This window comes from Marivita sp. (genome assembly GCF_051251565.1).
Taxonomy (GTDB): Bacteria; Pseudomonadota; Alphaproteobacteria; order Rhodobacterales; family Rhodobacteraceae; genus Marivita.
The window spans coordinates 115,458-139,321 of sequence record NZ_JBPOFB010000007.1; the positions used below are offsets into that span (position 1 = coordinate 115,458).

Here is a 23,864-nt window from a genome sequence, read left to right on the forward strand (position 1 = left end):
ATGGGGGCAGGGCCCGTCGTGTTCAAGAGCCGTGGGTCAGTCCCGCGCCATCGGGTGGTGATCAAGCACCAGCTCTTTGAGCCGTTCTTCGAGAACATGCGTATAGATCTCGGTAGTGGACACATCCGCGTGGCCCAGAAACGTCTGGATTGCGCGCAGATCCGCGCCGTTGGCCAGCAAATGGGTCGCAAAGGCGTGCCGCAGCGTGTGCGGGGTCACTTTGGCAGGGGACACGCCACCTTCGGCCGCGAGGTCTTTGATCAGCACATAAAATGCGTGCCGCGTCAGGTGGCCGGACTTGCCGCGCGACGGAAACAGAAACGCCGACGCGGCTTTGCCGTTGGCGCGGGCGCTGTCCTCCATCTCTTCGCGGGTCTTGAGCCAGTCGCGTAGGGCGGCGCGGGCCGGGGGGGACAGCGGTACCATGCGTTCCTTGCCGCCTTTGCCCCGGATCAGCAGCATGCGCGGATCGCCCTTGGCCGAGGACAGGGGCAAAGACACCAGTTCAGTCACGCGCATGCCGGTGGCGTAAAGAAGCTGCATCAGACAGGTGTTGCGTTCCTTCTCGGCAGGGCTGCGGCCATGCGCAATGGCGGCATCAAGCAGGCGGTCCACCTCTTCGATCGAGAGCGTCTTGGGCAGGCGCTTGTCGCGCCCCGGACCACTGATCTGCACTGCCGGATTGTCGGTGCGGAACCCTTCCTCAAAGCAAAAGCGATAAAGTTGTTTGATTGCGGACAGCCGTCGCGCGCGGGTGGACTTGGCCAAGCCCTGCGCGTCGCAATAGACAAGGTAGTCTTCGACATCCGCCTTTTGCGCCGCTGGCAAGGACGATCCGCGCGCGCGCAGCCAGCCGGTGAAATCCGACAGATCGCGGGCATAGGCGAGTTGCGTGTTCGTCGCCGCCCCGCGTTCGGCGGCCTGAGCATCCAGAAACGCCGAAATCCAGTGCCGGTCGTTCATCGTCGCGCGCCTTCCATGTCAAGGATCGCAAGTTGCAGCGCCGCGCGGCGGGCGGTGTCCTCTAGCCCGAAGGCCCGAAAGGTGTGCAAGGCTTCGGTGACATCGGCATCATTGCCGCTGGCCCCGGTTTCGAACCGCTGGATGGCAATCAGCAAGGCTTCGCCCAACCGGTTCTGGCCGGGAAGCGCCGTCAGATCCTCGGGCGCGCGGACCGTGCCGGTCCAGGCCAACGCAAGCGCTTCGCCATGCGGCACATCAGAGGGGGGGCTGGTCGGCGACTGGCCCAACGCGATGGCCGAGAGGAACGCCAGACGTGGGTCAGCGCTTGTCGTCAAGGCGTGGGCGGCGGTTTCGTAATCATTCGACAAAAGCCCCGAAATATGCGCGATCTCCTGCGCGCGGGTGGACAGGGGCAAGTCTTGCAGGCGGATGGCAAAAAGGTTCGAGAAGGGCACCAAAAGGCCCGCGCTGCGCATTTGCGGCCAGACCTTTTCGAGCGAGGACGACACCGCCCCCGGATCGCCGGTGTTCAGCGCGGTTTCGAACCGTTGCAGTGCTTCGACGCGGTCCCAGATGCCGCCGGACGCGGCGCGCATCTGTTCGGTGTAGACGCCCAAAAGCTGGTTGCCGTCGATCGCTCCTGCGCGGGCCAGCCGTTCAGCGGCTTGCAATTGCGCCCGCCACCCCGAATCGCCCGTCACTTCGACCACTGCAAAGGGCAGGGGCAACGGGGTTGTCGGCAGCGCTTCGCCGATGGCTTCGAACAGGCGGAATTGTAGCGGCGTCGGGCGCACGGGGGGGCGCAGCGGTGTTGTCGTTTCGCTATACTCGGGATCAAGGAACCGCAGCAGGAGTTCGGTGTCGAGATCGGACAATTGGCCCAGCGTTGTGGCGGTTTGATAGACCGTCATTGCGCGCGGGAAATCGCCGCTGCGGGTGGCGCACCAGATCCGGGTAGGCAGATCGCGGCTCAGATTGGGGCTGTCGGCAAGCATCATGCACAGCGCCTCGTCCGAGCCGGTGAGCAGGGCAAGATCAAAGGCGCGATCAAACAGGTCGGGTGTCAGGGGGCTGACCCGTTCCAGCATGGCTTCGGCCGGGGCGACCAGACCGTGATGGTACAACACGTCGATCCGGGTGCGGAGGAATGCATCGCCTGTGCTGATCGAGGGTGTTTCGGCTTCGGCCAGAAGCAAGGTATGCAAGAGCATATCCAGTGCCGGAACCGACGGGCTGCGCATTTGTAACGCGTCAAGGGCTGCGATCAGGTCGGTGTCGCGGCTGCCTTGCCAAAGCGTGGGCGGTAGGCCTGTGACCGAAGTCGGCAGCAAGCCAACGCCCCCCGCGCTTGGCGCGTCCAAGGATTGGACCTCAATGTCGGGGACACGGACGCTTTGGGCGATCGGTGTGTCGGCTGCTGCGGGCGGGGCCATGATCACAGGCGGCGCGTTGCGCTGCACCGCAAGCCAATCAATCGCCGACAGCGGTTGTTCCTGCGCCCAGACCGGCAGTGCCCAAAAGGCAAAAGGGATAAGGAGGGGCTTAATCTGCATCCAGCGTCACAGGCTTTCTGACTTCTGTTTGCGGCGGTGAAAAATCAGCACCGAAGAACGGCCCGATATAGGCATAGGCCACCAGTGCCACTGCACCGATGATGAAAAGATAGATCAGTCCTCTTGCTATGCGCCCCATGACGATCCTTGCCCTGCCTTGTTGATTTTTTCCAAGTTATAACTGGCCTTTTCCCCAAGATCACGTCATTCAACCACCGTTGACAAAAAATTGGCGGCACTTGGCCGAGATACAAGGGCTATGTCAGACACAATGCAGGCAAGACTGAAGAAAACGGTGGTGCTGGTGGGCATGATGGGTGCCGGGAAAACCGCTGTTGGCAAGGCACTTGCCATAGCGCTGGATGCGCCCTTCCTTGATTCGGATGCCGAGATTGAGAAGGCAGCCAACATGACGATCCCCGAAATCTTTGAGCGCGACGGTGAGCCGTTTTTCCGCCTCAAGGAACGTCAGGTGATCTCGAGGCTTCTTGAAAAAGAGCGCGGCATTCTGTCGACGGGTGGCGGCGCTTATATGGCCGCAGCCAACCGGGACATCATTTCGGAAAAGGGCGTGGCGGTGTGGCTGAATGCCGATCTGGACCTGCTCTGGAGTCGTGTCCGGCATAAAGATACGCGGCCTTTGCTGCGGGTGCCAGAGCCGCTGGCGGCCTTGACCCGGCTTTATGAAGAACGAGTGCCGGTCTACGCCATGGCGGATCTGACCGTGCCGTCGGACCCCGGTATCTCAATCGATGATATGGCGATGCGGGTGATTGAGGCTCTCAAGACGCGCCCGGATGTTCTGGAGGTTCAAGGGTGATCGAAACCGTTCATGTTCCGCTTGAGGGCCGCGCCTATGACGTGCGGATTGCACCCGACCTTTTGACCAGCGCCGGGGCCGAGATCGCCCCGTTTCTGGCGCGCCCAAGGGTGGCGATTGTCACTGACGCGCATGTTGCCGAACTGCATCTGGGGTCTCTCGAAGTGGCGTTGGCTGCGCAGGGCATCGCATCTGTCAGCCTGACATTGCCAGCCGGCGAATCCACCAAAGGGTGGCCACAGTTCGAACGCACCGTGGAATGGCTGCTTGAGCAAAAGGTCGAACGCCGCGACGTGGTTGTGGCGCTTGGTGGCGGCGTGATCGGCGATCTTGTTGGCTTTGCGGCAGCGGTGCTGCGCCGGGGCGTGCGGTTCGTGCAGATCCCCACATCGCTTTTGGCGCAGGTGGACAGTTCGGTGGGCGGCAAGACCGGCATCAACGCGCCGCAGGGCAAGAACCTGATCGGGGCCTTTCACCAGCCTGCACTGGTGCTGGCCGATATTTCTGTGCTGCACTCCTTGCCCGAGCGTGATTTCCTTGCTGGCTATGGCGAGGTGGTCAAATACGGATTGCTGGGGGATGCGGCGTTCTTTGACTGGCAAGACAAGAACGCGGCTCGGATCACCGCCCGTGACCCCGATGCGCTGGCCTATGCGGTCAAACGATCCGTTGAAATGAAGGCCGATATCGTGGTGCGCGACGAGACGGAGCAGGGCGACCGCGCGCTGTTGAACCTTGGCCACACGTTTTGTCACGCGCTTGAGGCAGCGACGGGTTATTCGGACCGTCTTTTGCACGGTGAAGGAGTCGCCATCGGGTGCGCGCTTGCGTTCGAGCTGTCATCGCGCCTTGGTTTATGTGCCCAGGAAGAGCCAAGCCGCGTGCGGCAGATACTGCATGCGATGGGCATGAAGGTCACGTTGGCAGATATAGAGGGCGATTTACCGGATGCGGCGGCATTGCTAAACCTGATGGGTCAAGACAAGAAGGTGATCGACGGTCAGCTGCGCTTTATTCTTGCGCGCGGTATCGGGGATGCGTTCGTCACGTCGGACGTGCCGTCTGAAATTGTGCTGAACCTGCTTCGGGATGCGCTGGCGGAACGATAAAAAAGGCGCCGCTATGGGCGCCTTTTTCTTATCTGTCTTAGAACGGGATTTCGTCGTCAATGTCGCGCGCAGGCGCGCGGGCTGGGCCACCGCCACCACCGCTAGATCCGCCGTAATCGCGATCCCCGCCGTAGTCGCCGCCATAGTCGTTGCCGCCGCCTCCGCCAACATAGCCACCGCCGCCACCTCCACCGCCGCTGCCATCACTACGCCCGTCAAGCAGGGTCAGTTCGCTTCGGTATGGGCGTAGAACGACTTCGGTTGAATAGCGGTCCTGACCGGATTGGTCCTGCCATTTGCGGGTTTCAAGCTGGCCCTCGATATACACCTTGGAGCCCTTCTTGAGATATTGTTCGGCAACCCGCGCGAGCGGTTCCGAGAAAATGGCAACGCTATGCCACTCGGTCCGTTCCTTGCGTTCGCCAGTGTTTTTGTCTTTCCAATTCTCGGATGTTGCAATTCGCAGGTTGCAGACCTTTCCACCGTTCTGGAAAGTGCGCACTTCCGGATCGCGGCCAAGATTGCCGACGATGATGACCTTGTTGACTGAGCCGGCCATGATACCCCCATCTTTGTTCGAATCTCTGGCGCAACGCGCCGTTGCCACGACCTTACACCAGCGCATCCCTCAGATACCATCAGCTTGTGGTTAAGAAATCATGACCAACCAAGGCTGGTGTGAACGCCAATTTCGGATTATACAGCAGCAAGATCTCAATGTGGGACGTGAGCATTTATGCGAACAGCAAGACAGAGATTTGTTGCGGTAATCAGTGTGGCCGTGATGATGAGTACAAGCGCCGTGAGCGCAGAGGTGTTGTCCTCCAAGAGCCGCATTGCGCTCTTTTCCAGCAAAACCAAGGTTTTGGACTCCCGCGCCGCGCAGCAATACAAAAGCTCGGTGCGGTTGCAGCCGCCCAAGGTGGTGACACCGACGAAATGGGGTGATGCAGGCACCGGAGACAGCGTGCCCCAGTACCGTGGCGGATATACAGGTGTCTATGCCGGTATGGCCCGCGATGCCGCGCGCCGCCATGGTATTCCCGAAGACCTGTTTTTACGCCTCGTGCAGCAGGAATCGAACTTCAATCCAAACGCCCGGTCTCACAAAGGCGCGATCGGTCTGGCGCAGTTGATGCCCGGAACGGCAAAAGACCTGCGCGTTGATCCGAATGATCCTGCCCAAAACCTTGAAGGGGGCGCGCGCTACCTCAAGGAACAGTATCGCAAGTTTGGCCAGTGGCCGCTGGCGCTTGCCGCGTATAATGCCGGGCCCGGTGCTGTTGAAAAGCACAACGGCATCCCGCCCTTCCGTGAAACGCGCAACTACGTCAAGAAAATCTGGGGCCGCTAAGCCGTCCCGGATTAAGACGCGTGCTCAGCAGCTTAGACTAACGCGCAGGCAGCGTGGACTTGGTGGTTTGGTCAGGATTATTGTGGGCAAAATTTACAAAAATTGCTCCAAATCTGTGCCAATGAGGTCAAATTGATGCCCCATTTCTGCATCAAACCTACGTTCAGACAACGATGCGATTTAGCAAAATATCGCCAGTTGATAGATAGGTTTGGACCAGACGGCGTGGTCTCTTAAAGGTTGGAGAATGGTATGATCAAGTTCATCAAGAGCTTTTGCCATGATGAAGACGGCGCAATCACCGTGGAATGGGTGGTTTTAACGGCTGCAGTCGTTGGCTTGGCGTTTTTGTCTTACGATCAATTGGAAGCGAGCAATGAAGTCGTGCTGGAAGCCACAGGCGAAGCCGTTGCGACAGCGGTCGATTACCTCGAATAGAAATCGCGCCATACCGTGACGGCGTCATGGGTGCCTGGGGTCAGGCATCTTGTCTGTTCATTTAAGGCTGGCGCGGATCGTTTTGTCACTCTGCCGCGATCTGGATCACTGGTTCCATTTCGGCCAGTTGCGCATCGGTCAGATGACATTTGACCTGATGTCCCTCTTCCAGCGTGCGCAGTGCCGGAACCTCTTTTTCGCAAAGCCCCCCCGGAACCCGTGATTTCCAACCACAGCGTGTCTGAAACGGACATCCCGATGGCGGGTTCATTGCCGATGGAATATCCCCCTCAAGCACGATGTGCTTTTTCTTGACCCGCGTGTCGGCAATCGGCACAGCAGACAAAAGCGCCTCGGTATATGGGTGGTAGGGCGGCGCGAAAACCTGATCTGTTGTGCCCAGTTCCACCACATGCCCTAGATACATAACCATAACGCGATCAGATAGATAGCGCACGATGCTCAGGTCATGGCTGATGAACAGAAGCGTGGTTTTCTGTTCGCGCTGGATCTCCATCAACAAATCCGTCACCGCTGCTTGCACCGACACGTCCAGCGCTGACACCGGCTCATCGGCCACCACGATCCGAGCATTCCCGGCAAAGGCGCGTGCAATGCCGACGCGCTGCTTTTGTCCCCCAGACAGCTGACGCGGCATGCGGTCGGCAAAGGCGCGCGGCAGTTTGACCAGATCAAGCAATTCCAGCATCCGTGCACGCCGTTCGCCATCACTCTTGCCAATCCCGAACACTTCGAGCGCGCGGATGATCTGGCGGCCCACGGTCATGGACGGGTTAAGCGTGTCGAACGGGTTCTGGAACACCATCTGCACATCGGCGATGGTCTGGGTGTCGCGCGCCTCGATCGGGATGGATTCGATGTTGCGATTGTCGAGCAGGATTTGCCCGTCTGTCGCCGTCTCAAGCCCCATCAACACCTTGGCAAAGGTGGATTTGCCACATCCCGACTCCCCCACAATGGCCAGAGTTTCAGATTCGCGTGCCTCAAAGCTCAGGGTCTCGTTGGCCTTGACTACCTTGGTGTCGCCCCGTTTTCCCAAAAGGGCGTTGGCCGCGACCTCATAGTATTTCTTGAGGTTGTCCATCTTGAGAACAACCCGCCCCGGTTCGGCCTTTTGCGTGGTTTCGGCAAGCGCCATGGGGGCCTGCCAGTCGATTTCCTGAAAGCGCAGACAGCGCGTGGCGTGGCGTTCATTGCCGGGCACGTCCATCATCTTGATATCGCCTGCATCACAGCGCCCAGCCTCGAAGTAATCGCAGCGGGGGCCAAAGTTGCAGCCCTTGGGCCGCTCGTGTGGGAGCGGGAAATTGCCCGGAATGGCGCGCAAGGGGCGGGCGTTCTTATCGGCACCGGGCAGGGGGATCGACCGGAACAGCGCCTGCGTATACGGGTGCTGCATCTCGTCAAACACATCGGTGATCGACCCGCGTTCCACCGCTTCTCCAGAATACATCACACAGATGCGGTCGCAGGTTTCCAGAACAAGTCCAAGGTTGTGGCTGATGAACAGCATTGAGGTGCCGTATTTCTTGCCCAGCTCCTTGACCAGCTCGACCACAGCCGCTTCGACCGTCACATCCAGCGCGGTGGTTGGCTCGTCCAGAATAAGCAGTGACGGCTCGGCCATGAGCGCCATGGCAATCACGATGCGCTGTTGTTGGCCGCCAGACAATTGGTGCGGATAGGCATCCAAGATGCGCTTGGGGTCGGGCAGTTTCACATCGGTGACCACCTGAAGCGCACGCGCATACGCCTCTTTCTCGGAGGCTCCGCGATGGATGATCGGCACCTCCATCAATTGGCGGCCGATCTTCATGGCGGGGTTCAGGGACGCCATTGGCTCTTGGTAGATCATCGCGATCTCGGACCCGCGAATCTTGCGCAGCTCGTCCGGGCTCATCTGGCTCAGATCACGGCCCTTGAACTTGATCGACCCGCCGACAACCCTCCCGTTCTTCCCGAGGTCCTGCATCACACCCAAGGCAACCGTGGATTTGCCACAGCCGGATTCGCCAACAAGCCCAACAGCCTCTCCGGGCATCACCTTGACGGAAAAATCCATGACTGCCGGGATTTCCCGCAACCGTGTGAAAAAGGAAATCGAAAGCGTGTCAATCTCAAGGATCGGACCGTCGTAGCTGTCTTTCATTCTGTCTCTCCCTGTCGGAGCTGGAGACCTGCGTCCCTCTTCATCTTGCCAAGTAAACTCCGGGGGTCTGGGGGCTGGCCCCCAGTTCCGCCATCAATCAATCGCGCAAGCTTTCTTCTCTTAATCCATCGGCCAACAAATTGAGCCCCAACACCATGCTCAAAAGCGCAAAGGCCGGGACCATGGCGGGGTGCAGGTAGATTTGCAGCAACCTGCGTCCGTCATTGATGGTCGTGCCCCAATCCGGGCTTTCCGGCGGCAGGCCAAGACCGAAGAACCCCAATGTCCCCAAAAGGATCGTCGTGTAGCCGATGCGCAGGCAGAAATCGACGATCAGCGGTCCGCGCGCATTGGGCAGGATTTCCCACAACATGATGTACCACGGGCGTTCACCGCGCGTTTGGGCGGCGGCGACGTAATCGCGGGTTTTGATGTCCATCGCCAGTCCGCGCACGATCCGGAACACGGTGGGCGAATTCACGAACACCACGGACACGAACACCACCAGAATGCCGCCTTGCAGGTTGAACAGGTCGATGGCATCGGGCAGCACGGTGATCGCTGTTCCCGGCTGAGATATGAGCGACAGGTAAAGCCATCCCATCACCCCCAGCACAGCAATCAGCATCGGTGTGCGGACCTTGGGTTGGGTGCGGTAGCGCGAGTTAAGCAAAACCGCGACGAAGATGATCGGGAAGACAAACAGCACCATCGCCATGTAGTTGGGAATGCCTGTATCGACGATCTCGGGTGTGACGAGCAGGTAGAACAGCAAGATCACCGGGAAGGCGAGGATGAGGTTGGCCAGAAAGCTGAGCAATGTGTCCAGTTTGCCGCCGTAATATCCAGCAGGCAGGCCCAGCGTGATGCCGACCATAAACGCGAACAGCGTCGCCAGGGGGGCGATTTGTACCACCACCCACGCGCCCTTGACCATGCGGCTGAACACGTCACGGGCAAGGTTATCGCCGCCGAACAGGTAATAGGCGTATTGGCCCTCGTCTGCGCCAACAATCGGCGTTCCGGGCGGCTTGTTCTTCATGCTCGAAACTTGCGCCAGTGCATCATGGGTGACGATCATGTCAAACGCGCCGAAAATCCCGGTAAAGACCCAGAACATGACCAGCGCAAAGCCGATCATGCCGATCGTGCTGTCAAACAGCTTGCCGTACAGGCCCAGTCTGCGTTTGTAGACGATGGACAGGGTGAAAAGGACAATAAGAGCGACCCAGACAGGCATAAACTGAATGAGGACGCGGGTGAGAATGTCAAACCAACCGAGCGGTTCCATGGTGCTGTTCCTTCCGCTCAGGACACGCTGATGCGTGGGTTAAGATAGACATACCCGATATCGGATATGAGCTGCGTGATCAGAACGACGAAGACCGACACGACAGATACGCCGAGCAACAATTCGATGTCATTGTTCCCGGCGGCCTGTACCAGCGTCCAGCCGAAGCCTTTGTAGTTGAACAGGGTCTCGACAATCACCACGCCGTTCAGCAGCCACGGAAATTGCAGCATGATCACCGTAAACGGCGCGATCAGCGCGTTGCGCAGGGCATGTTTGATGACGATGTTGGGAAAGCTGACCCCCTTGAGACGGGCGGTGCGGATGTATTGTGCTGTCATGACCTCGGCCATCGATGCGCGGGTCATGCGGGCGATATATCCCATGCCGTAAAGGGCGATGGTCATCACCGGCAGGGTGAAATTTTCAAACGTGGCGTTCTCCATCGCGCTGGTGGCAGAGCCGTTGAACCAGCGCAGGCCGAACGCGGTGGATGCAAACACAGCGATGAAGACAACGCCGGACACGTATTCCGGCGTTGCAGTGCTGATGATCGACACGGTCGAGAGCGACCGGTCCGTGCGGCTGCCTTCGCGCATACCGGCAAGAACGCCAATGATCAGCGCGCCGGGCACCATGACCATCATGACCCAGAACATCAGCTTGCCCGTCAGGCCAAGCCGCGTGGCGATGATTGCGCCGACATCATCCTGAAATACGCTGGATTGGCCCCAATCGCCTTGCAGCACGCCACAAAACCGGCGGTCTGTGTCGGTGGTGATACCGTCTTCCATGGTGCCGTTGCAGCGCGATCGCACGGTGCCATCGCGGCCTTCGATCACCCAGCCGGGGGCGGCACCAAGCCATTGGGCGTATTTCAACGGCAAAGGTTGAGCATAACCGCGGTCGCGCAGAAAGCTGTCGACCTGTTCGTCCGTCATCCGGACATTGCCCTGGTTCTTGGCCAGCTTTTCAAGGTTTGGCGCAAGGTTGGTCAGCCAGAAAACGATGAATGTCAGGCACAGAGCCGTCAGCACCATCGTTCCGATGCGCCGAAGCAAAAACAAAGCCATGTCGGGTGGGTCTCCCTCGTCATGTCCGCACGGCAGCGCGCAGAGCGTGGAGTCTCAGGTGGCGTCTGCCCCCCTGATCGTCAGAGGGGCAGAGCCGGAGTTATGGATCAGGCCGCGAAGCCGAGCTTGTAAAGGCGGAACTCGTGGGATGGGTGCTTTTCTGCGTTCACCACGGTGCCGTCGTGGTGGTTGTAAAGCGCCCGCCAATAAGGCTGGATGATCACCCCATCGTCGCGCAGGGTTTGCTGTACCTTGGACATCACCTCGCGCCGGGTATCGGCGTCTGCGATGGACAGGGCGTCTGCCATCAGCGCGTCAAACTCGGGGTTGGCATAGGCGCTTTCGTTCCATGCTTCGCCGGTCCGGTAGGCCAGCGACAGGACCTGCACCTCGAGCGGGCGGTGGTTCCAGCTGGTGGCGCTGAACGGGAATTTCGTCCAATCGTTCCAGAAGGTCGATCCCGGCAGCACGGTGTGTTTGATGTTCACACCCGCATCCGCGATCTGCGCCGCGATTGACGCGCCGGTGTTGCGCTCCCAATCATCGTCCAGGGTGATCAGCTCGTGTTCGAAATCGGCAAACTCGGTCGTATCGAGCATTGCTTTGCCCGCTGCCGGATCGAATTCGGGTGCGCCGATATCGGCATAAGCGGGGTGGATTGGGCAGACATGATGGTTCTCGGCGACTTGACCCCGACCGTTATAGCCCAGCTCAAGGCAGACCTGGTTGTCCACCATCATGGTCAGCGCCTTGCGCACGTTGCGGTCGGCATAGGGAACACGACCGTCAACATCGGTCTGCTGGTTGAAACGGTGTACCAGCGTGGCGGCGGTAACGGTTTCAGTCTTGGCCCACCCGATGGCATCAAGGATGTCGATGAAGTCACCCACGGATTCATAGAGCATGTTCACTTCGCCCGATTCTGCCGCTGACAGCCAAGATGCGGGGTCGGTGCCGTAGTCGATGAATTCGATCTGGTCGAGATACGGGCCACCCCAGGCTTCGGTGCCCCACCATGTGTGGTCGGTGGCGCGTGCGATCACAGCCTTGACGCCGACTTCGATGGAGACGGGACGGAACGGACCTGTTCCGATGCCATGTGCATAGACATCGCCGCCGTCATAGCTTTCGTGCACAATTGCGGACGGGTAGTCCGACATATTGGCCACAATCGCAATATCGGGCGCGGACAGGTTCAGACGCACGGTAAGATCATCGACAACCTCAATTGCACCGTCGCGGGCCTGACTGGTGTCTGCGTCGATCAAGCCGCCCATGCGCGCGGACATGGAATTGCCTTCCATCGCGGCATCACACCATCCAGCGATGTTGCGGGCCACGTCTTGGGCGGTGAACGCATCGCCATTGTTCCACGTCACACCGGGGCGCACATTGAGCGTGTAGGTCTTGGCGTCGTCGCTGACCTCCCAGCTTTCAAGAAGCATGCCGCGGAATGTCCCATCGCGCTGGTATTCAACCAGATATTCAAGGAACCCACGCGACTGGTTGCCCAGTTCGGACCAGTCATAGGCGCGTGGATCTTTCATCGCTTTGACAAGCGTCTGAATGCGCAGCGTGCCGCCTTGTTGGATGTTGGCGGTTTGCGCGAGCGCGGGTTGGGACAAGCCAATTATCCCATAAGCCGCCGCCGCAGTGACACCCAATCCGGTGGCCCGCGTCAGGAATTCGCGGCGGTCCATTTTGCCTGCCTTGAATTCTTCGGCATAAAGCGCGGCTGCCGGATGAAGGGTCTTGGGCTGTGTGGTTTGCGTCATCTGTATCTCCCTGTGACACGTTTGTTTTTTGTGCCGATTTTTTGTGCAGCTGGATGGCACTTTGTTGTGTAATCGATATAGCGCCTGATCCCAACGCACTCGTCAATCGTCAGAGTAGACCATTTGAGGTTCGTTTGCGACACCAACTGTGACCCGGTGCGACATCTTTTGCAGTTGGCTCTGCGGTTTAGATTGCGACGCTTAGAGTTCCCTTGCGTCAATCTGCTGCCATGATTTCATCCGTGCACGGAACCAAGTGCGTTGCCGTTTGGCAAACTGTCGTGTGAGGATTGTCGATTTCTCTCGCGCTTGGTCAAGCGTCATAGTCCCGTCAATGACGGCCATAAGCTCTGCCGCGCCGATGGCCTTGGCAGAGGGCAGGTCAGCGGACCATGTCGGATGATTGGCGCGGGCCTCGTCCAGCGCCCCTGTTTCGAGCATCCGGGCAAACCGTGCACCGATCCGGGGCGTCAGCCAGTCCTTGTCTGCCGTGATCACTAGCGCAGTGGCGTCCGACACCGCGAGCCGGGGTGGCGCGGTGTCGTCCTGCCACGCGGCGAGCCCGGTGCCAGTTGTCGTCAACACCTCCCACGCGCGCTGAACCCGCATCGGGTTGGCAAGGTCAATGCGGGCGCGGGTCGCATCGTCCAGTTCTTCTGCCAGTACGGCGTGGCCTTCGTCATTGATCCTTTGCATGGCGGTGTCGCGGATATGGTCGGGCGTGGCCGGGATCTGTGCCAAGCCTTCGGTAAGCGCGGTAAAGTAAAGTCCGGTGCCGCCAATGATGATGGGGCGCGGGCCTTCTGACAGGAACGGTTCCAGATCGCGCAACCAATCCCCCACCGAATAGGGCAGATCACCCGGCACATGCCCATAAAGCGCATGAGGCGCGCGCGCTTCATCCTCAACCGTGGGGCGGGCGGTCAGCACGCGCCAATCGGAATAGACCTGAATGGCGTCTGCATTAATGACAACCCCGCCCTGTGTTTCGGCAATGCGCAGCGCAAGTTCGGACTTTCCACTTGCCGTGGGCCCGGCAATCAGAACCGGTTTGCGCGGATCATGAGCCCTAATATCGTCCAAAACGCCGTTTGCCACGCCTGTTGATCCTTTGAACCATGCCTGTCTTGCGGCGTGTTGGTATTGGGCGCGACTTCGCCTTGCCCCTGTGCCGGTTTTCCGACAGTTTATGCGCAACTTTAGACTCTCGTTTGAACGGAGCGCAATATGGCGGACAGCATCACCCATCATCCGAAATACAAACGTGTCATGCTCAAGATTTCGGGCGAGGCACTCATGGGCGATCAAGGGTTCGGACTGCACCCGCCGACCGTCCAGCGCATCGCGCATGAGGTCAAATCGGTCCATGATCTGGGCGTCGAGATTTGCATGGTGATCGGCGGCGGCAATGTGTTCCGCGGCCTTCAAGGCAGCGCTCAGGGTATGGAGCGTACAACGGCCGATTACATGGGCATGCTGGCCACGGTGATGAACGCGCTGGCGATGCAATCGGCCTTGGAAGAGCTGAAAGTGTTCACGCGCGTGATTTCGGCCATTCGCATGGATGAAGTGGCCGAGCCGTATATCCGTCGCCGCGCTGTGCGCCATCTTGAGAAAAAGCGCGTTTGCGTGTTCGCCGGAGGCACAGGCAACCCGTATTTCACCACCGACACGGCGGCTGCGCTGCGTGCCAACGAAATGAATTGCGAAGCGATCTTCATGGGCAAAAACGGCGTAGATGGCATCTACGACAAAGACCCGCGCGCTCATGCGGATGCAAAACGTTACGATGCAGTGACCTATGACGAGGTTCTGCAAAAGAACCTGAAGGTCATGGACGCCTCAGCCATTGCCTTGGCGCGCGACAACAACCTGCCGATCATTGTCTTTCCGCTGGACGAACCGGGCGGCTTTCGTGGCATCCTTGCCGGAAAAGGCACCTACACCAAGGTCCATGGCGGCGCGCCTACGGCCTGATCGGGCAGGGCGGCCCGACCAATCGGTCACAGATCACAGATCTTGGGCGATCTTGCGGTGCAAGGCGCTATACTTTCGCGCGTGTGTCGCTTAGAACCGCCATCAAAGCAGAAAAACCGCTCTTGAGGGCTACATGGCAGACGACTTTATACTTGATACCGACGATCTTACGCGCCGCATGGATGGGGCAATGGCAAACCTGCGTACGGAATTCGCGTCCCTGCGCACCGGCCGTGCCAGCGCTTCGATGCTGGAGCCCATCATGGTAGATGCCTATGGCAGCAGTACCCCGATCAACCAGGTCGGGACTGTCAACGTCCCCGAGCCGCGGATGGTCACGATCAACGTCTGGGACAAGGGTTTGGTCGGCAAGGTCGAAAAGGCGATCCGCGAAAGCGGTCTTGGCATCAACCCGCAGCTGAATGGCACCATTATCATGCTGCCAATCCCCGAATTGAACGAAGAGCGTCGCCGCGAATTGGGCAAGGTTGCTGGCAATTACGCAGAACATGCGCGCGTGTCGGTCCGCAACATCCGGCGTGATGGCATGGATCAGATCAAAAAGGCCAAGGCAGACGGCCTGTCCGAAGATGACCAGAAATTCTGGGAAACCGAAGTTCAGGAATTGACCGACGGCTACATCAAGAAAGTCGACGCTGCTTTGGAGACAAAGCAGGAAGAGATCATGCAGGTCTGAGGACCAACCCGGAAGGACGCGGTCACAATGGCACAGCCTCAGCCCAAAGCAAAAGACGACGGACCCCGCCACGTGGCCATCATCATGGATGGCAATGGTCGATGGGCGACGCAACGGGGGCGTCCCCGTCTGTTCGGCCATCAGGCAGGTGCCCGCCGGGTGCGCGAAATCGTCGAAGCTTGCCCGGACCTGGGTGTTGATTACCTGACAGTGTTCGCCTTTTCGACCGAGAATTGGAAACGCACCCAGTCCGAAGTGGCCGGATTGATGAACCTGTTTCGTCGGTACATCACGCGGGAAGCCAAGTCTTTGAAGGCCAACGATGTCTGTGTCCGCTTTATTGGGGACCGGGTGCGTCTGGATCAAAAGCTGGTGTCCATGATGGATGAGCTGGAAGCGCTGACTGCCAATTGCAAGACGGTGAACCTTACCATTGCGATCAACTACGGAGGCCGCGACGAGGTAGCCCGTGCCACCAAGCGGCTCGCCCGCGATGTGGCAGATGGCAAGCTAGATCCTGATGCAGTGGATGAAGAAACGCTGCCAAAGTATCTGGATACATGCGTTTTACCTGATCCTGACCTTGTGATCCGCACCAGTGGAGAGGCCCGGATTTCGAACTTTCTGCTGTGGCAATCGGCCTATGCAGAATATGAATTTATCGACACGCTTTGGCCTGATTTCACAGCAGAAGAATTCAGCACCCTTGTCGAAGGCTTTGGAACCCGTGATCGCCGGTTCGGAGCCGTGTCTGCATGACGTCTGGTAAGTGGGACGACCTTGCCCCGCGGCTGTTTTCGGCCGTGGCCATGGTCGGCATTGGTGCGCTCGGCGTTTGGCTAGGAGGGCTGTGGTTCCATGCTTTGATCGCCATCGTGGTTGGACTGATGGTGTGGGAACTGGTGAAAATGCTGGACACCGCGCGCAGCAAATCCGCGCTGGTGCTCGGTGTTGTGGCTGGTCTTGTGTCGATGGTTGCGGTCGAAATCCCCGCTGCTTTTGCGCTGCCATTGTTGTTGATGCCGTCGATGTTGGGCTTGTCCCGGATGGAGCAGGGCGGCGTGACCTACGCGGTCTTCACAGCCCTGATCTTGCTTGCTGGCTACGGCCTCATGACCTTGCGGGACGATTTTGGCCTGACTTGGATGATCTGGCTTTTGCTGGTGGTGGTCGTCACGGATATCGCGGGATACTTTGCCGGGCGCTTGATCGGCGGGCCGAAACTCTGGCCGCGCGTCAGCCCCAAGAAAACATGGTCGGGAACGGTTGCAGGATGGGCTGGGTCCGCGGTGGTTGCGGTGTTTTTTGCAAGCGGAACCAATGCTGGGATCGGATTGATCGGGGTCAGCATTGCTGTCAGCATGGCCAGCCAGATCGGCGATATCGCCGAGAGCGCGATCAAACGGCGTGCTGGGGTCAAGGACAGCTCGCGGCTCATTCCGGGGCATGGTGGTTTGTTGGACCGCTTTGATGGTATGCTCGGGGCTGCGCTGTTCATCGTGATCGCTGGGCAGCTTGTCGGATTTCCACCGGGGACCCCATGAGGCGCATCACGATTTTCGGGGCCACAGGCTCTATCGGTCAAAACACGCTGGATCTGATCGCACGGGACAGTGAAGCCTATCAGGTTGTGGCCCTTACGGGTGATCAGAACATCGCACAGCTGGCGCGCGATGCGATTCAGCACCGGGCCGAGATTGCGATCACGGCCGATGTCCATCGGCTGGATGACCTGCGTACAGCCTTGTCCGGCACTGGAATCAAAGCCGCAGCGGGGCCGCATGCCTTGGTTGAGGCAGCAAGCCGTCCTGCGGATTGGGTGATGTCGTCAATTGTGGGGTCTGCGGGGCTGACCCCCGGATTGCGCGCGCTTGAACAGGGGGCACGCCTTGCGCTGGCCAACAAGGAAAGCATGGTCTGTGCGGGGCCGTTGATGCTAAGCACAGCGAAGGCGCATGGCGCACAAATCCTGCCCGTAGACAGCGAACATTCAGCAGTGTTTCAGGCGTTGATCGGTGAAGACATCAGCGCGGTGGAGCGGGTCATCATCACCGCGTCGGGTGGCGCGTTCCGCGACTGGCCGTTGGAAGATTTGGCAAACGCCACGCCAGAGCAGGCGGCGCAACACCCCAATTGGGACATGGGGCAACGGATCACGATCGACAGCGCGACAATGTTTAACAAGGCACTGGAACTTATTGAGACCAAAGAGTTCTTCGAGATTCATCCATCAAAGATCGAAGCTGTCGTTCACCCGGAATCCATGATTCACGCGCTTGTCGGGTTCAACGACGGGGCGCTTATGGCCCATGTCGGGCCGCCTGATATGCGCCATGCCATCGGTTTTGCACTGCACTATCCGCATCGCAAACCGCTGCCCGTGGAACGGCTCGATCTTGTGGCATTGGGGCAACTGACCTTTCGCGCTGCCGACGAAACCCGTTGGCCGGCGCTGCGCCTTGCGCGCGAGGTCATGGCGCAGGGCGGTTTGAGCGGCGCGGTGTTCAATGCAGCCAAGGAGCGCGCACTTGACGGGTTCATCGCAAAACGCATCGGATTCCAACAGATTGCGGTGGTTGTCGAAGAGGTTCTGTCCAGAGTTTTGGCCCAACCGGGTCACATTGATGCCGACATTACACTTGATAACGTGATGAACGCAGACCATCTCGCACGGGTACGGGCAGATGAAATCATAAACGAAATAGAGGGTTGAATTTTGGATATTGCAGCGCTTCTGCCGCAGTTCGGTAGTCTGATTTGGACCCTCCTTGCCTTCGTTGTCGCATTGTCGATCATCGTGGCAATCCATGAATACGGCCACTACATCGTGGGTCGCTGGTCTGGGATTGACGCCGATGTATTCTCGCTTGGCTTTGGTCCGGTGTTGTTTTCGCGGGTCGATAAACGCGGAACGAAATGGCAATTCGCCCTGCTGCCTCTTGGTGGCTACGTCAAGTTCAAGGGCGACAGCAATGCGTCGGGTGGCAAGGACGATGAGGCCATGTCGACCCTATCAGCCAGCGAACGCCGACGGACGATGAATGGCGCACCGCTCTGGGCGCGCTCTGCGACCGTGGCGGCGGGACCGCTTTTCAATTTTGCGCTGTCCATCCTGATTTTTACCGGTGTCTTCATGATGCGCGGCGATGTTACCGAGCCGGTCAAGGTCGGAGAATTGCGCGCCGTTCCTGCGCAGAATGAACTTCAGGTCGGGGATATCCTGATCGGGATCGAAGGCACGGACCTTCCGCCGTTTAGCGAATCTGCAAGCTTCCAGACCTTTCTTGATGACCTGCCTGAACAAGAGCACCTTGACTATACCGTTCTGCGCGATGGATCCGAAGTGACAGTGCAGGGGCCTTATGTGTACCCACCTGTAGCGACCCAGATCATTCCACGCTCTGCGGCGGATGATGCAGGGTTCCGTGCCGGAGACATCATCATCTCGGTGGATGGCGGGTTGATCTATGCGTTTGATCAGTTGCGCGATGCGGTCGAAGGGTCCGAAGGGGCGACACTGAACCTCGAAGTTTGGCGGGACGGCGAGATCCGCGTTCTTGAGCTTACGCCGCGCCGCACCGACGAGCCGCAACAGGATGGAACGTTCCGCACAGCATACAGAATTGGCATCGTTGGTGGCATGTTCTTTGAACCGGCAACAGAATTCGCGGGCCCCGTCAGTGCGTTTGTGTCTGGTGTTGAGCAGACGGGACGCATCATTGACGGATCGCTGACCGGGCTTTGGTCGATGATCACGGGCGCGATCAGCACGTGCAACTTGTCTGGCCCGATTGGAATCGCGGAAACGTCTGGATCGATGGCCTCGCAAGGCACCGCCAGCTTTATCTGGTTCATTGCCGTGCTCAGCACTGCGGTTGGCTTGTTGAACCTGTTTCCAATCCCTGTTCTGGACGGCGGGCATCTTGTGTTCCACGCCTATGAGGCGGTCACCGGCAAGCCGCCGAGTGACAAGGCACTGCGCGTCCTTATGGGTGTAGGTCTGACCATGCTTTTGTCGTTGATGCTCTTTGCTCTGTCCAACGATCTGTTCTGTCCCTGATCCCACCGGAAACTAGGGCGATTTCACAGAATCGCCCTAGTTTCCGCCCGATTGCTGACACAATTCACCGACACTTTCTGGATCAGAAAACGACATTCGAGGTGCGTCATGCAAACCATCCAAGAAGGCTATCGGTCATTCAGTCTGCTGATCTCAATCAACTGGGATCGGTTGCTTTACGTGTTTGCAATTGTGGCCTCATTGTTTCTGGGCGCCTTTCTTGGCACTTTGATGATCGAAGCAATGACACACCCTGCGGGCTATTGACCGCATAGGCGTCTGCGCTTTTGACAAGCCATGGCAATCTGGGTACTCACGTCCACAAAAGGATGTCTGAGTAGGTTGCCAACAATGACACATAAAACAAGCGGGCAGGTAACGCGACGAGCAGCGCGGAACCCCTCATTTCGACCTCTTCTTATGGCTGCGTCTGTTGCCTTGACCCTAGGGTCCGTTGCAGTGCCGAATATGGCGTTGGCGCAGGATTTCCGGTTCAACGCGATTTCGGTCGAAGGCAACCAGCGCATCGAGACCGGCACAATCGCCAGTTTTCTGGGTGTGGCGCGCGGCGAAACTGTATCTGCGGCGGAGCTGAATGACGGCTATCAGCGGGTTCTTGCCTCTGGTCTGTTCGAAAGCGTCGAGATTGAACCACGCGGCAACACTCTTGTTGTGCGGGTCGTCGAATTTCCGACCGTCAACCGCATCACCTTTGAAGGCAATGCGCGCGTAGACGACGACACCCTTGCCACCATCGTTCAGTCGGAGTCGCGCCGGGTGTTCAGCCCGTCTGTCGCCGAAGCGGACGCCGCGCGCATCACCGAAGCTTATTCACAGCAGGGCCGGATCGCCGCCCGCGTTCAGCCAAAGGTCATTCGCCGGTCCGACAACCGCGTCGATTTGGTATTCGAAGTGTTCGAAGGCGGCGTGTCCGAGATCGAAAGCATCGGCTTTGCCGGAAACCAGGTTTTCAACGATCGCCGTTTGCGCCGGGTGCTCGAATCCAAACAGGCCGGTTTGTTCCGCGCATTGGTGCAGTCGGACACGTTTATCGAAGACCGCATCGAATTTGACCGTCAGGTCTTGCGCGACTTCTACCAGTCGCGCGGCTATGTCGATTTCCGCACCACCGGCGTCAACGCCGAGCTGAGTGAAGAACGCGACGGCTATTTCATCACCTTCAATGTTGAAGAGGGGCAGCAATTCAAATTTGGCGAGGTGACCGCCACCTCCGATTTGGCCGAGGTCGATGCAGACGTGTTCCAGAACGCGATCCGCTTGCGGTCGGGCAGTGTGTATTCACCGACTGCCGTTGAAACTGAGATCGCCCGCCTCGAACGTCTTGCGATCCGCGAGGGCGTTAACTTTGTCCGCGTTGAGCCGCGCGTGACCCGCAATGACCGCGACCTGACGCTGGATGTTGAATTTTTGCTGACGCGTGGCGAACGTGTCTTTGTCGAACGGATTGACATCGAAGGCAACACCACCACGCTGGATCGCGTTGTCCGTCGTCAGTTCCGTCTGGTTGAAGGCGATCCGTTCAACCCGCGCGAAATCCGCGAAAGCGCAGAGCGTGTTCGCGCACTTGGTTTCTTTGGGGATGCACAGGTTGAAGCCCGCGAAGGCTCTACGCCGCAGCAGGTCGTGATCGACGTGGACGTGCAGGAACAGCCAACCGGCTCGTTGAGCTTTGGGGGATCGTATTCCACCAGCGGTGGCTTTGGTGCGGCGATCACATTCCGCGAACGCAACTTTCTGGGGCGGGGGCAGCAACTTGCCCTTGGTGTGACCTCGGGGGTGGATACGTCGAATTATAATTTCAGCTTTACCGAACCGGCGTTCCTTGGCCGGGATGTGGCTTTCAACTTCAGCCTCAACTATCTGGAAACGGACAACGCATCGGCTGAGTATGACACCGTAATTGGCAACTTTTCGACTGGCTTCACCTTTCCGGTCTCGGAAAACGGTCGTCTGAGTTTGCGTTACGGCGCGCGCTATTCCGAGATCAGGAACCTTGCGCCCGAAGTGGGATCAATCATCACCGCAGAGGCCGAACGCGGCGAAGTGTGGGACAGCTTTGTTGGCTATCGCTACAGCTTCGACACGCGGCGTACCGGCCTGAACCCGAATGCAGGTGTTCTGCTTGAGTTTGGTCAGGATTTCGGCGGACTGGGCGGCGACAGCACCTATATCGAAAGCTCGTTGCGGGCCGTGGCACAGACGCGAGTCTACAATGACGAAGTCACGTTGCGGGCCACCTTGCAGGCTGGCGCGCTGAGCTATTCCGAGGGTGGGTCGCGGGTAACCGACCGTTTCGCGCTGGGATCAAACCTGATGCGTGGCTTTGAAGGCGGTGGCATTGGTCCGCGTGAACTGGGGCCGGGAAATGTCAACGATCCGCTGGGCGGTAATTATTTTGCTGTTGCGCGTTTCGAGGCGGAGTTCCCGCTGCCCTTGCCCGAGGAATATGGAATTTCCGGTGGCGTGTTCTACGATGTAGGCAGCCTTTGGGGCCTCGATGACACCAACGCAAACGTCCTGTACGAAGACTTCTCCGCGCGTCATGTGATCGGTGTTTCCGTCTTCTGGACAACACCGCTTGGGCCGCTGCGCTTTAACTTCAGCGAAGCGCTGAGCAAGGAACAGTTCGACGAAGACCAAAGTTTTGATCTGACCATCTCAACGCAGTTCTAAATGCTGGTTTCTTTTCGCACATGGACAGGAGCGCTCTTCGGAGCGCTTCTTTGCATATCACATCCCGTCCATGCCCAGCAGGATGGCGGGTTGTCGAATGTGGGCGTGGTACAAAGCCTGATCCTCACGGTTGCGCCAGAAGCACTTTATGCGCAAAGTGATTTTGGCCAACGCATTGCCCGCGAAATCGAAGCGGAAAGCGTTGAAATCGCCTCTGAAAATCGGCGCATCGAAGCAGAGTTGACCCAAGAAGAGCGCGATTTGACTGAATTGCGCGACACGCTTGCTGCGGCAGTGTTCCGTACTCGGGCAGAAGCGTTTGATGAAAAGGTCCAGCGCCTTCGCCGTGAACAGGACGAAAAAGCCCGCGCTGTCGGTCAGCGCAGCGAAGAGGCTCGCCGCGCGCTCTTGACGGCGGCGCAGCCGGTGCTTTTCCAATTGATGGTCGAAAGCGGCGCAGTGGCGGTTTTGGACCGGCGCGTGGTTCTGCTTAGCGTAGATTCCGTCGATATCACCGAGCAGGCCATTTTGCGGGTCAACGCGGAATTCGGCGATGGTGCAGAGATCCTGCCGCCACGTCCCTAAACCTTGCCCCCCGGCAATGGGATTGCTACTCACAGCGCACCAAATTCAAAAGGACGCCCCATGAGCGACACGCTTCTTCGCGCCGACATCCAGTTGATCCAGCGCATCCTGCCGCATCGGTATCCGTTCCTTCTGGTGGACAGGGTTGAAGAGATCGACGGCACCCAAACCGCGATTGGCATCAAGAACGTCACGATGAACGAGCCGCATTTCCAGGGCCATTTCCCCGGCATGCCGATCATGCCCGGTGTCACGATCATCGAAGCGATGGCACAGACCGCCGCCGTCATGGTGGGTACAGCGCTTGACATGGCGGACAAGGACATGAAGGTTTATTTCATGGCGATCGACAAAGCCAAGTTCCGGCGCAAGGTTATTCCCGGTGACCAGTTGCAGATGCGCCTGACCACGCTGCGCGGCAAGCCCGGTGGCAAAGTCTGGAAATTTTCTGGTATGGCCACGGTCGATGGCGAGATGGCGGCGGAATGCGAATTTTCGGCCATGATGGATCTTCCCGCGTGACAGCCCACATTCATCCCAGCGCCGTCATCGAAGAGGGCGCGCAGATCGGTGACGGCTGTGTGATCGGCCCGTTCTGCCATATCGGCCCCGAAGTGGTCCTGTCGGAGAACGTGGTGTTGAAAAGCCATGTGGTCGTTGCGGGCCAAACTCTGATTGGCGCGGCGACGGAAATCTATTCCTTCGCGGTGATCGGAGAGATCCCCCAGGACCTCAAATTCGGGGGCGAAAAGACGAGCCTGATTATCGGCGCGCGCAATCGCATCCGCGAACATGTGACGATGAACACCGGCACCAATGGCGGTGGTGGTGTGACCCGTGTGGGGGACGACAACCTGTTCATGGCAGGCTGTCACGTGGCCCATGATGTGCAGATCGGCAATCGCGTGATCGTGGTCAACAGCGCGGCCTTGGCCGGGCATTGTATTCTCGAGGATGACGTGATCGTCGGTGGCCTGTCGGGGGTGCACCAGTTCGTGCGCATCGGGCGCGGGGCCATCATCGGCGCGGTCACGATGGTGACCAATGACGTGATCCCGTATGGACTTGTGCAGGCAGATCGCGGGCGTCTGGACGGGTTGAATCTTGTTGGGCTCAAACGCAAAGGCGTCAGCCGTGCGGACATCACCGCGCTACGTGCTGCGTTCCAGATGCTGGCACAAGGCGAAGGCGCGTTTCAGGACCGCGCACGGCGGCTCGGGGATGAGACTGACAGCGCCTATGTTCACCATATCGTTGACTTCATTCTGGGGGACACGGATCGGTCGTTCCTCACACCGGGCTGAG

24 protein-coding genes are annotated in these 23,864 nt (G+C 58.9%); 15 read left to right on the top strand and 9 right to left on the bottom strand.

Annotated features, from left to right (window positions below):
- Positions 1 to 36: 36 nt before the first annotated feature.
- The 3 genes from ACSHXH_RS11595 to ACSHXH_RS11605 are packed head-to-tail and all read right to left on the bottom strand — an operon-like array spanning position 37 to position 2,655.
- Entirely contained in the window at positions 37 to 963 is a 927-nt protein-coding gene (locus tag ACSHXH_RS11595) for a site-specific tyrosine recombinase XerD (RefSeq protein WP_435671956.1), read from the bottom strand.
- Positions 960 to 2,516 carry a hypothetical protein gene (locus tag ACSHXH_RS11600; RefSeq protein ID WP_435671957.1) on the bottom strand — a complete coding sequence of 519 codons (1,557 nt, stop codon included), beginning with the start codon at positions 2,514 to 2,516 and terminating at the stop codon, positions 960 to 962. The genes ACSHXH_RS11595 and ACSHXH_RS11600 overlap by 4 nt, the downstream gene beginning before the upstream one ends.
- Complete coding sequence (locus ACSHXH_RS11605; protein ID WP_435671958.1) at positions 2,506 to 2,655, bottom strand: hypothetical protein; 150 nt, start codon at positions 2,653 to 2,655, stop codon at positions 2,506 to 2,508. Before ACSHXH_RS11605 ends, ACSHXH_RS11600 begins: the two co-directional genes overlap by 11 nt.
- A gap of 120 nt (positions 2,656 to 2,775) precedes the next feature.
- Between ACSHXH_RS11605 and ACSHXH_RS11610 the strand changes: the two genes are divergently transcribed.
- Entirely contained in the window at positions 2,776 to 3,336 is a 561-nt protein-coding gene (locus ACSHXH_RS11610) for a shikimate kinase (protein ID WP_435671959.1), read from the top strand.
- Positions 3,333 to 4,445, top strand: a complete 1,113-nt coding sequence (aroB, locus tag ACSHXH_RS11615; protein WP_435671960.1) for a 3-dehydroquinate synthase — start codon at positions 3,333 to 3,335, stop codon at positions 4,443 to 4,445. The genes ACSHXH_RS11610 and aroB overlap by 4 nt, the downstream gene beginning before the upstream one ends.
- Positions 4,446 to 4,482: 37 nt before the next feature.
- Here the strand turns inward: aroB and ssb are convergent, their stop codons facing one another.
- A complete protein-coding gene (gene ssb / locus ACSHXH_RS11620) occupies positions 4,483 to 5,004 on the bottom strand; it encodes a single-stranded DNA-binding protein (RefSeq protein WP_435671961.1) in 522 nt (173 codons plus the stop codon).
- 225 nt (positions 5,005 to 5,229) lie between these two features.
- Here ssb and ACSHXH_RS11625 point away from each other — a divergent pair, with 225 nt between their 5' ends.
- Positions 5,230 to 5,799, top strand: a complete 570-nt coding sequence (locus ACSHXH_RS11625; RefSeq protein WP_435671962.1) for a lytic transglycosylase domain-containing protein — start codon at positions 5,230 to 5,232, stop codon at positions 5,797 to 5,799.
- A 252-nt stretch (positions 5,800 to 6,051) separates the two neighbouring features.
- Positions 6,052 to 6,237: a Flp family type IVb pilin gene (locus ACSHXH_RS11630; RefSeq protein WP_435671963.1), complete on the top strand. Its 186-nt coding sequence runs from the start codon at positions 6,052 to 6,054 to the stop codon at positions 6,235 to 6,237.
- Between the two features lie 85 nt (positions 6,238 to 6,322).
- Here ACSHXH_RS11630 and ACSHXH_RS11635 read toward each other — a convergent pair whose 3' ends face one another.
- The 5 genes from ACSHXH_RS11635 to miaA form a co-directional block, all read right to left on the bottom strand.
- Positions 6,323 to 8,407 (bottom strand): dipeptide ABC transporter ATP-binding protein, encoded by a 2,085-nt coding sequence (locus ACSHXH_RS11635; protein WP_435671964.1) that lies wholly within the window; start codon positions 8,405 to 8,407, stop codon positions 6,323 to 6,325.
- A gap of 97 nt (positions 8,408 to 8,504) precedes the next feature.
- Entirely contained in the window at positions 8,505 to 9,698 is a 1,194-nt protein-coding gene (locus ACSHXH_RS11640; protein ID WP_435671965.1) for an ABC transporter permease, read from the bottom strand.
- A 17-nt stretch (positions 9,699 to 9,715) separates the two neighbouring features.
- The gene (locus tag ACSHXH_RS11645; RefSeq protein WP_435671966.1) at positions 9,716 to 10,771 is read right to left on the bottom strand and encodes an ABC transporter permease; all 1,056 of its coding nucleotides are present in this window, start codon (positions 10,769 to 10,771) and stop codon (positions 9,716 to 9,718) included.
- Between the two features lie 107 nt (positions 10,772 to 10,878).
- Entirely contained in the window at positions 10,879 to 12,546 is a 1,668-nt protein-coding gene (locus ACSHXH_RS11650; RefSeq protein ID WP_435671967.1) for an ABC transporter substrate-binding protein, read from the bottom strand.
- A gap of 201 nt (positions 12,547 to 12,747) precedes the next feature.
- Positions 12,748 to 13,644, bottom strand: coding sequence for a tRNA (adenosine(37)-N6)-dimethylallyltransferase MiaA (gene miaA, locus ACSHXH_RS11655; protein WP_435671968.1), 897 nt, complete (start codon positions 13,642 to 13,644; stop codon positions 12,748 to 12,750).
- A gap of 129 nt (positions 13,645 to 13,773) precedes the next feature.
- Between miaA and pyrH the strand changes: the two genes are divergently transcribed.
- The 11 genes from pyrH (at position 13,774) to lpxA (ending at position 23,863) form a co-directional block, all read left to right on the top strand.
- A complete protein-coding gene (pyrH, locus tag ACSHXH_RS11660) occupies positions 13,774 to 14,523 on the top strand; it encodes a UMP kinase (RefSeq protein WP_435671969.1) in 750 nt (249 codons plus the stop codon).
- Between the two features lie 133 nt (positions 14,524 to 14,656).
- Complete coding sequence (frr, locus tag ACSHXH_RS11665; RefSeq protein WP_435671970.1) at positions 14,657 to 15,220, top strand: ribosome recycling factor; 564 nt, start codon at positions 14,657 to 14,659, stop codon at positions 15,218 to 15,220.
- 27 nt (positions 15,221 to 15,247) lie between these two features.
- Entirely contained in the window at positions 15,248 to 15,979 is a 732-nt protein-coding gene (gene uppS, locus ACSHXH_RS11670) for a polyprenyl diphosphate synthase (protein ID WP_435671971.1), read from the top strand.
- Positions 15,976 to 16,764 (top strand): phosphatidate cytidylyltransferase, encoded by a 789-nt coding sequence (locus tag ACSHXH_RS11675; RefSeq protein ID WP_435671972.1) that lies wholly within the window; start codon positions 15,976 to 15,978, stop codon positions 16,762 to 16,764. The genes uppS and ACSHXH_RS11675 overlap by 4 nt, the downstream gene beginning before the upstream one ends.
- Positions 16,761 to 17,933: a 1-deoxy-D-xylulose-5-phosphate reductoisomerase gene (dxr, locus tag ACSHXH_RS11680; RefSeq protein ID WP_435671973.1), complete on the top strand. Its 1,173-nt coding sequence runs from the start codon at positions 16,761 to 16,763 to the stop codon at positions 17,931 to 17,933. Before ACSHXH_RS11675 ends, dxr begins: the two co-directional genes overlap by 4 nt.
- Positions 17,934 to 17,936: 3 nt before the next feature.
- Positions 17,937 to 19,280, top strand: a complete 1,344-nt coding sequence (gene rseP, locus ACSHXH_RS11685; RefSeq protein ID WP_435671974.1) for an RIP metalloprotease RseP — start codon at positions 17,937 to 17,939, stop codon at positions 19,278 to 19,280.
- A 108-nt stretch (positions 19,281 to 19,388) separates the two neighbouring features.
- The gene (locus ACSHXH_RS11690; RefSeq protein WP_435671975.1) at positions 19,389 to 19,547 is read left to right on the top strand and encodes a hypothetical protein; all 159 of its coding nucleotides are present in this window, start codon (positions 19,389 to 19,391) and stop codon (positions 19,545 to 19,547) included.
- 153 nt (positions 19,548 to 19,700) lie between these two features.
- Entirely contained in the window at positions 19,701 to 21,974 is a 2,274-nt protein-coding gene (gene bamA, locus ACSHXH_RS11695; RefSeq protein ID WP_435671976.1) for an outer membrane protein assembly factor BamA, read from the top strand.
- Positions 21,975 to 22,559, top strand: coding sequence for an OmpH family outer membrane protein (locus ACSHXH_RS11700; protein WP_435671977.1), 585 nt, complete (start codon positions 21,975 to 21,977; stop codon positions 22,557 to 22,559).
- A 60-nt stretch (positions 22,560 to 22,619) separates the two neighbouring features.
- A complete protein-coding gene (gene fabZ / locus ACSHXH_RS11705) occupies positions 22,620 to 23,081 on the top strand; it encodes a 3-hydroxyacyl-ACP dehydratase FabZ (RefSeq protein WP_435671978.1) in 462 nt (153 codons plus the stop codon).
- Positions 23,045 to 23,863, top strand: coding sequence for an acyl-ACP--UDP-N-acetylglucosamine O-acyltransferase (lpxA, locus tag ACSHXH_RS11710; RefSeq protein ID WP_435671979.1), 819 nt, complete (start codon positions 23,045 to 23,047; stop codon positions 23,861 to 23,863). Before fabZ ends, lpxA begins: the two co-directional genes overlap by 37 nt.
- Position 23,864 lies beyond the last annotated feature (1 nt).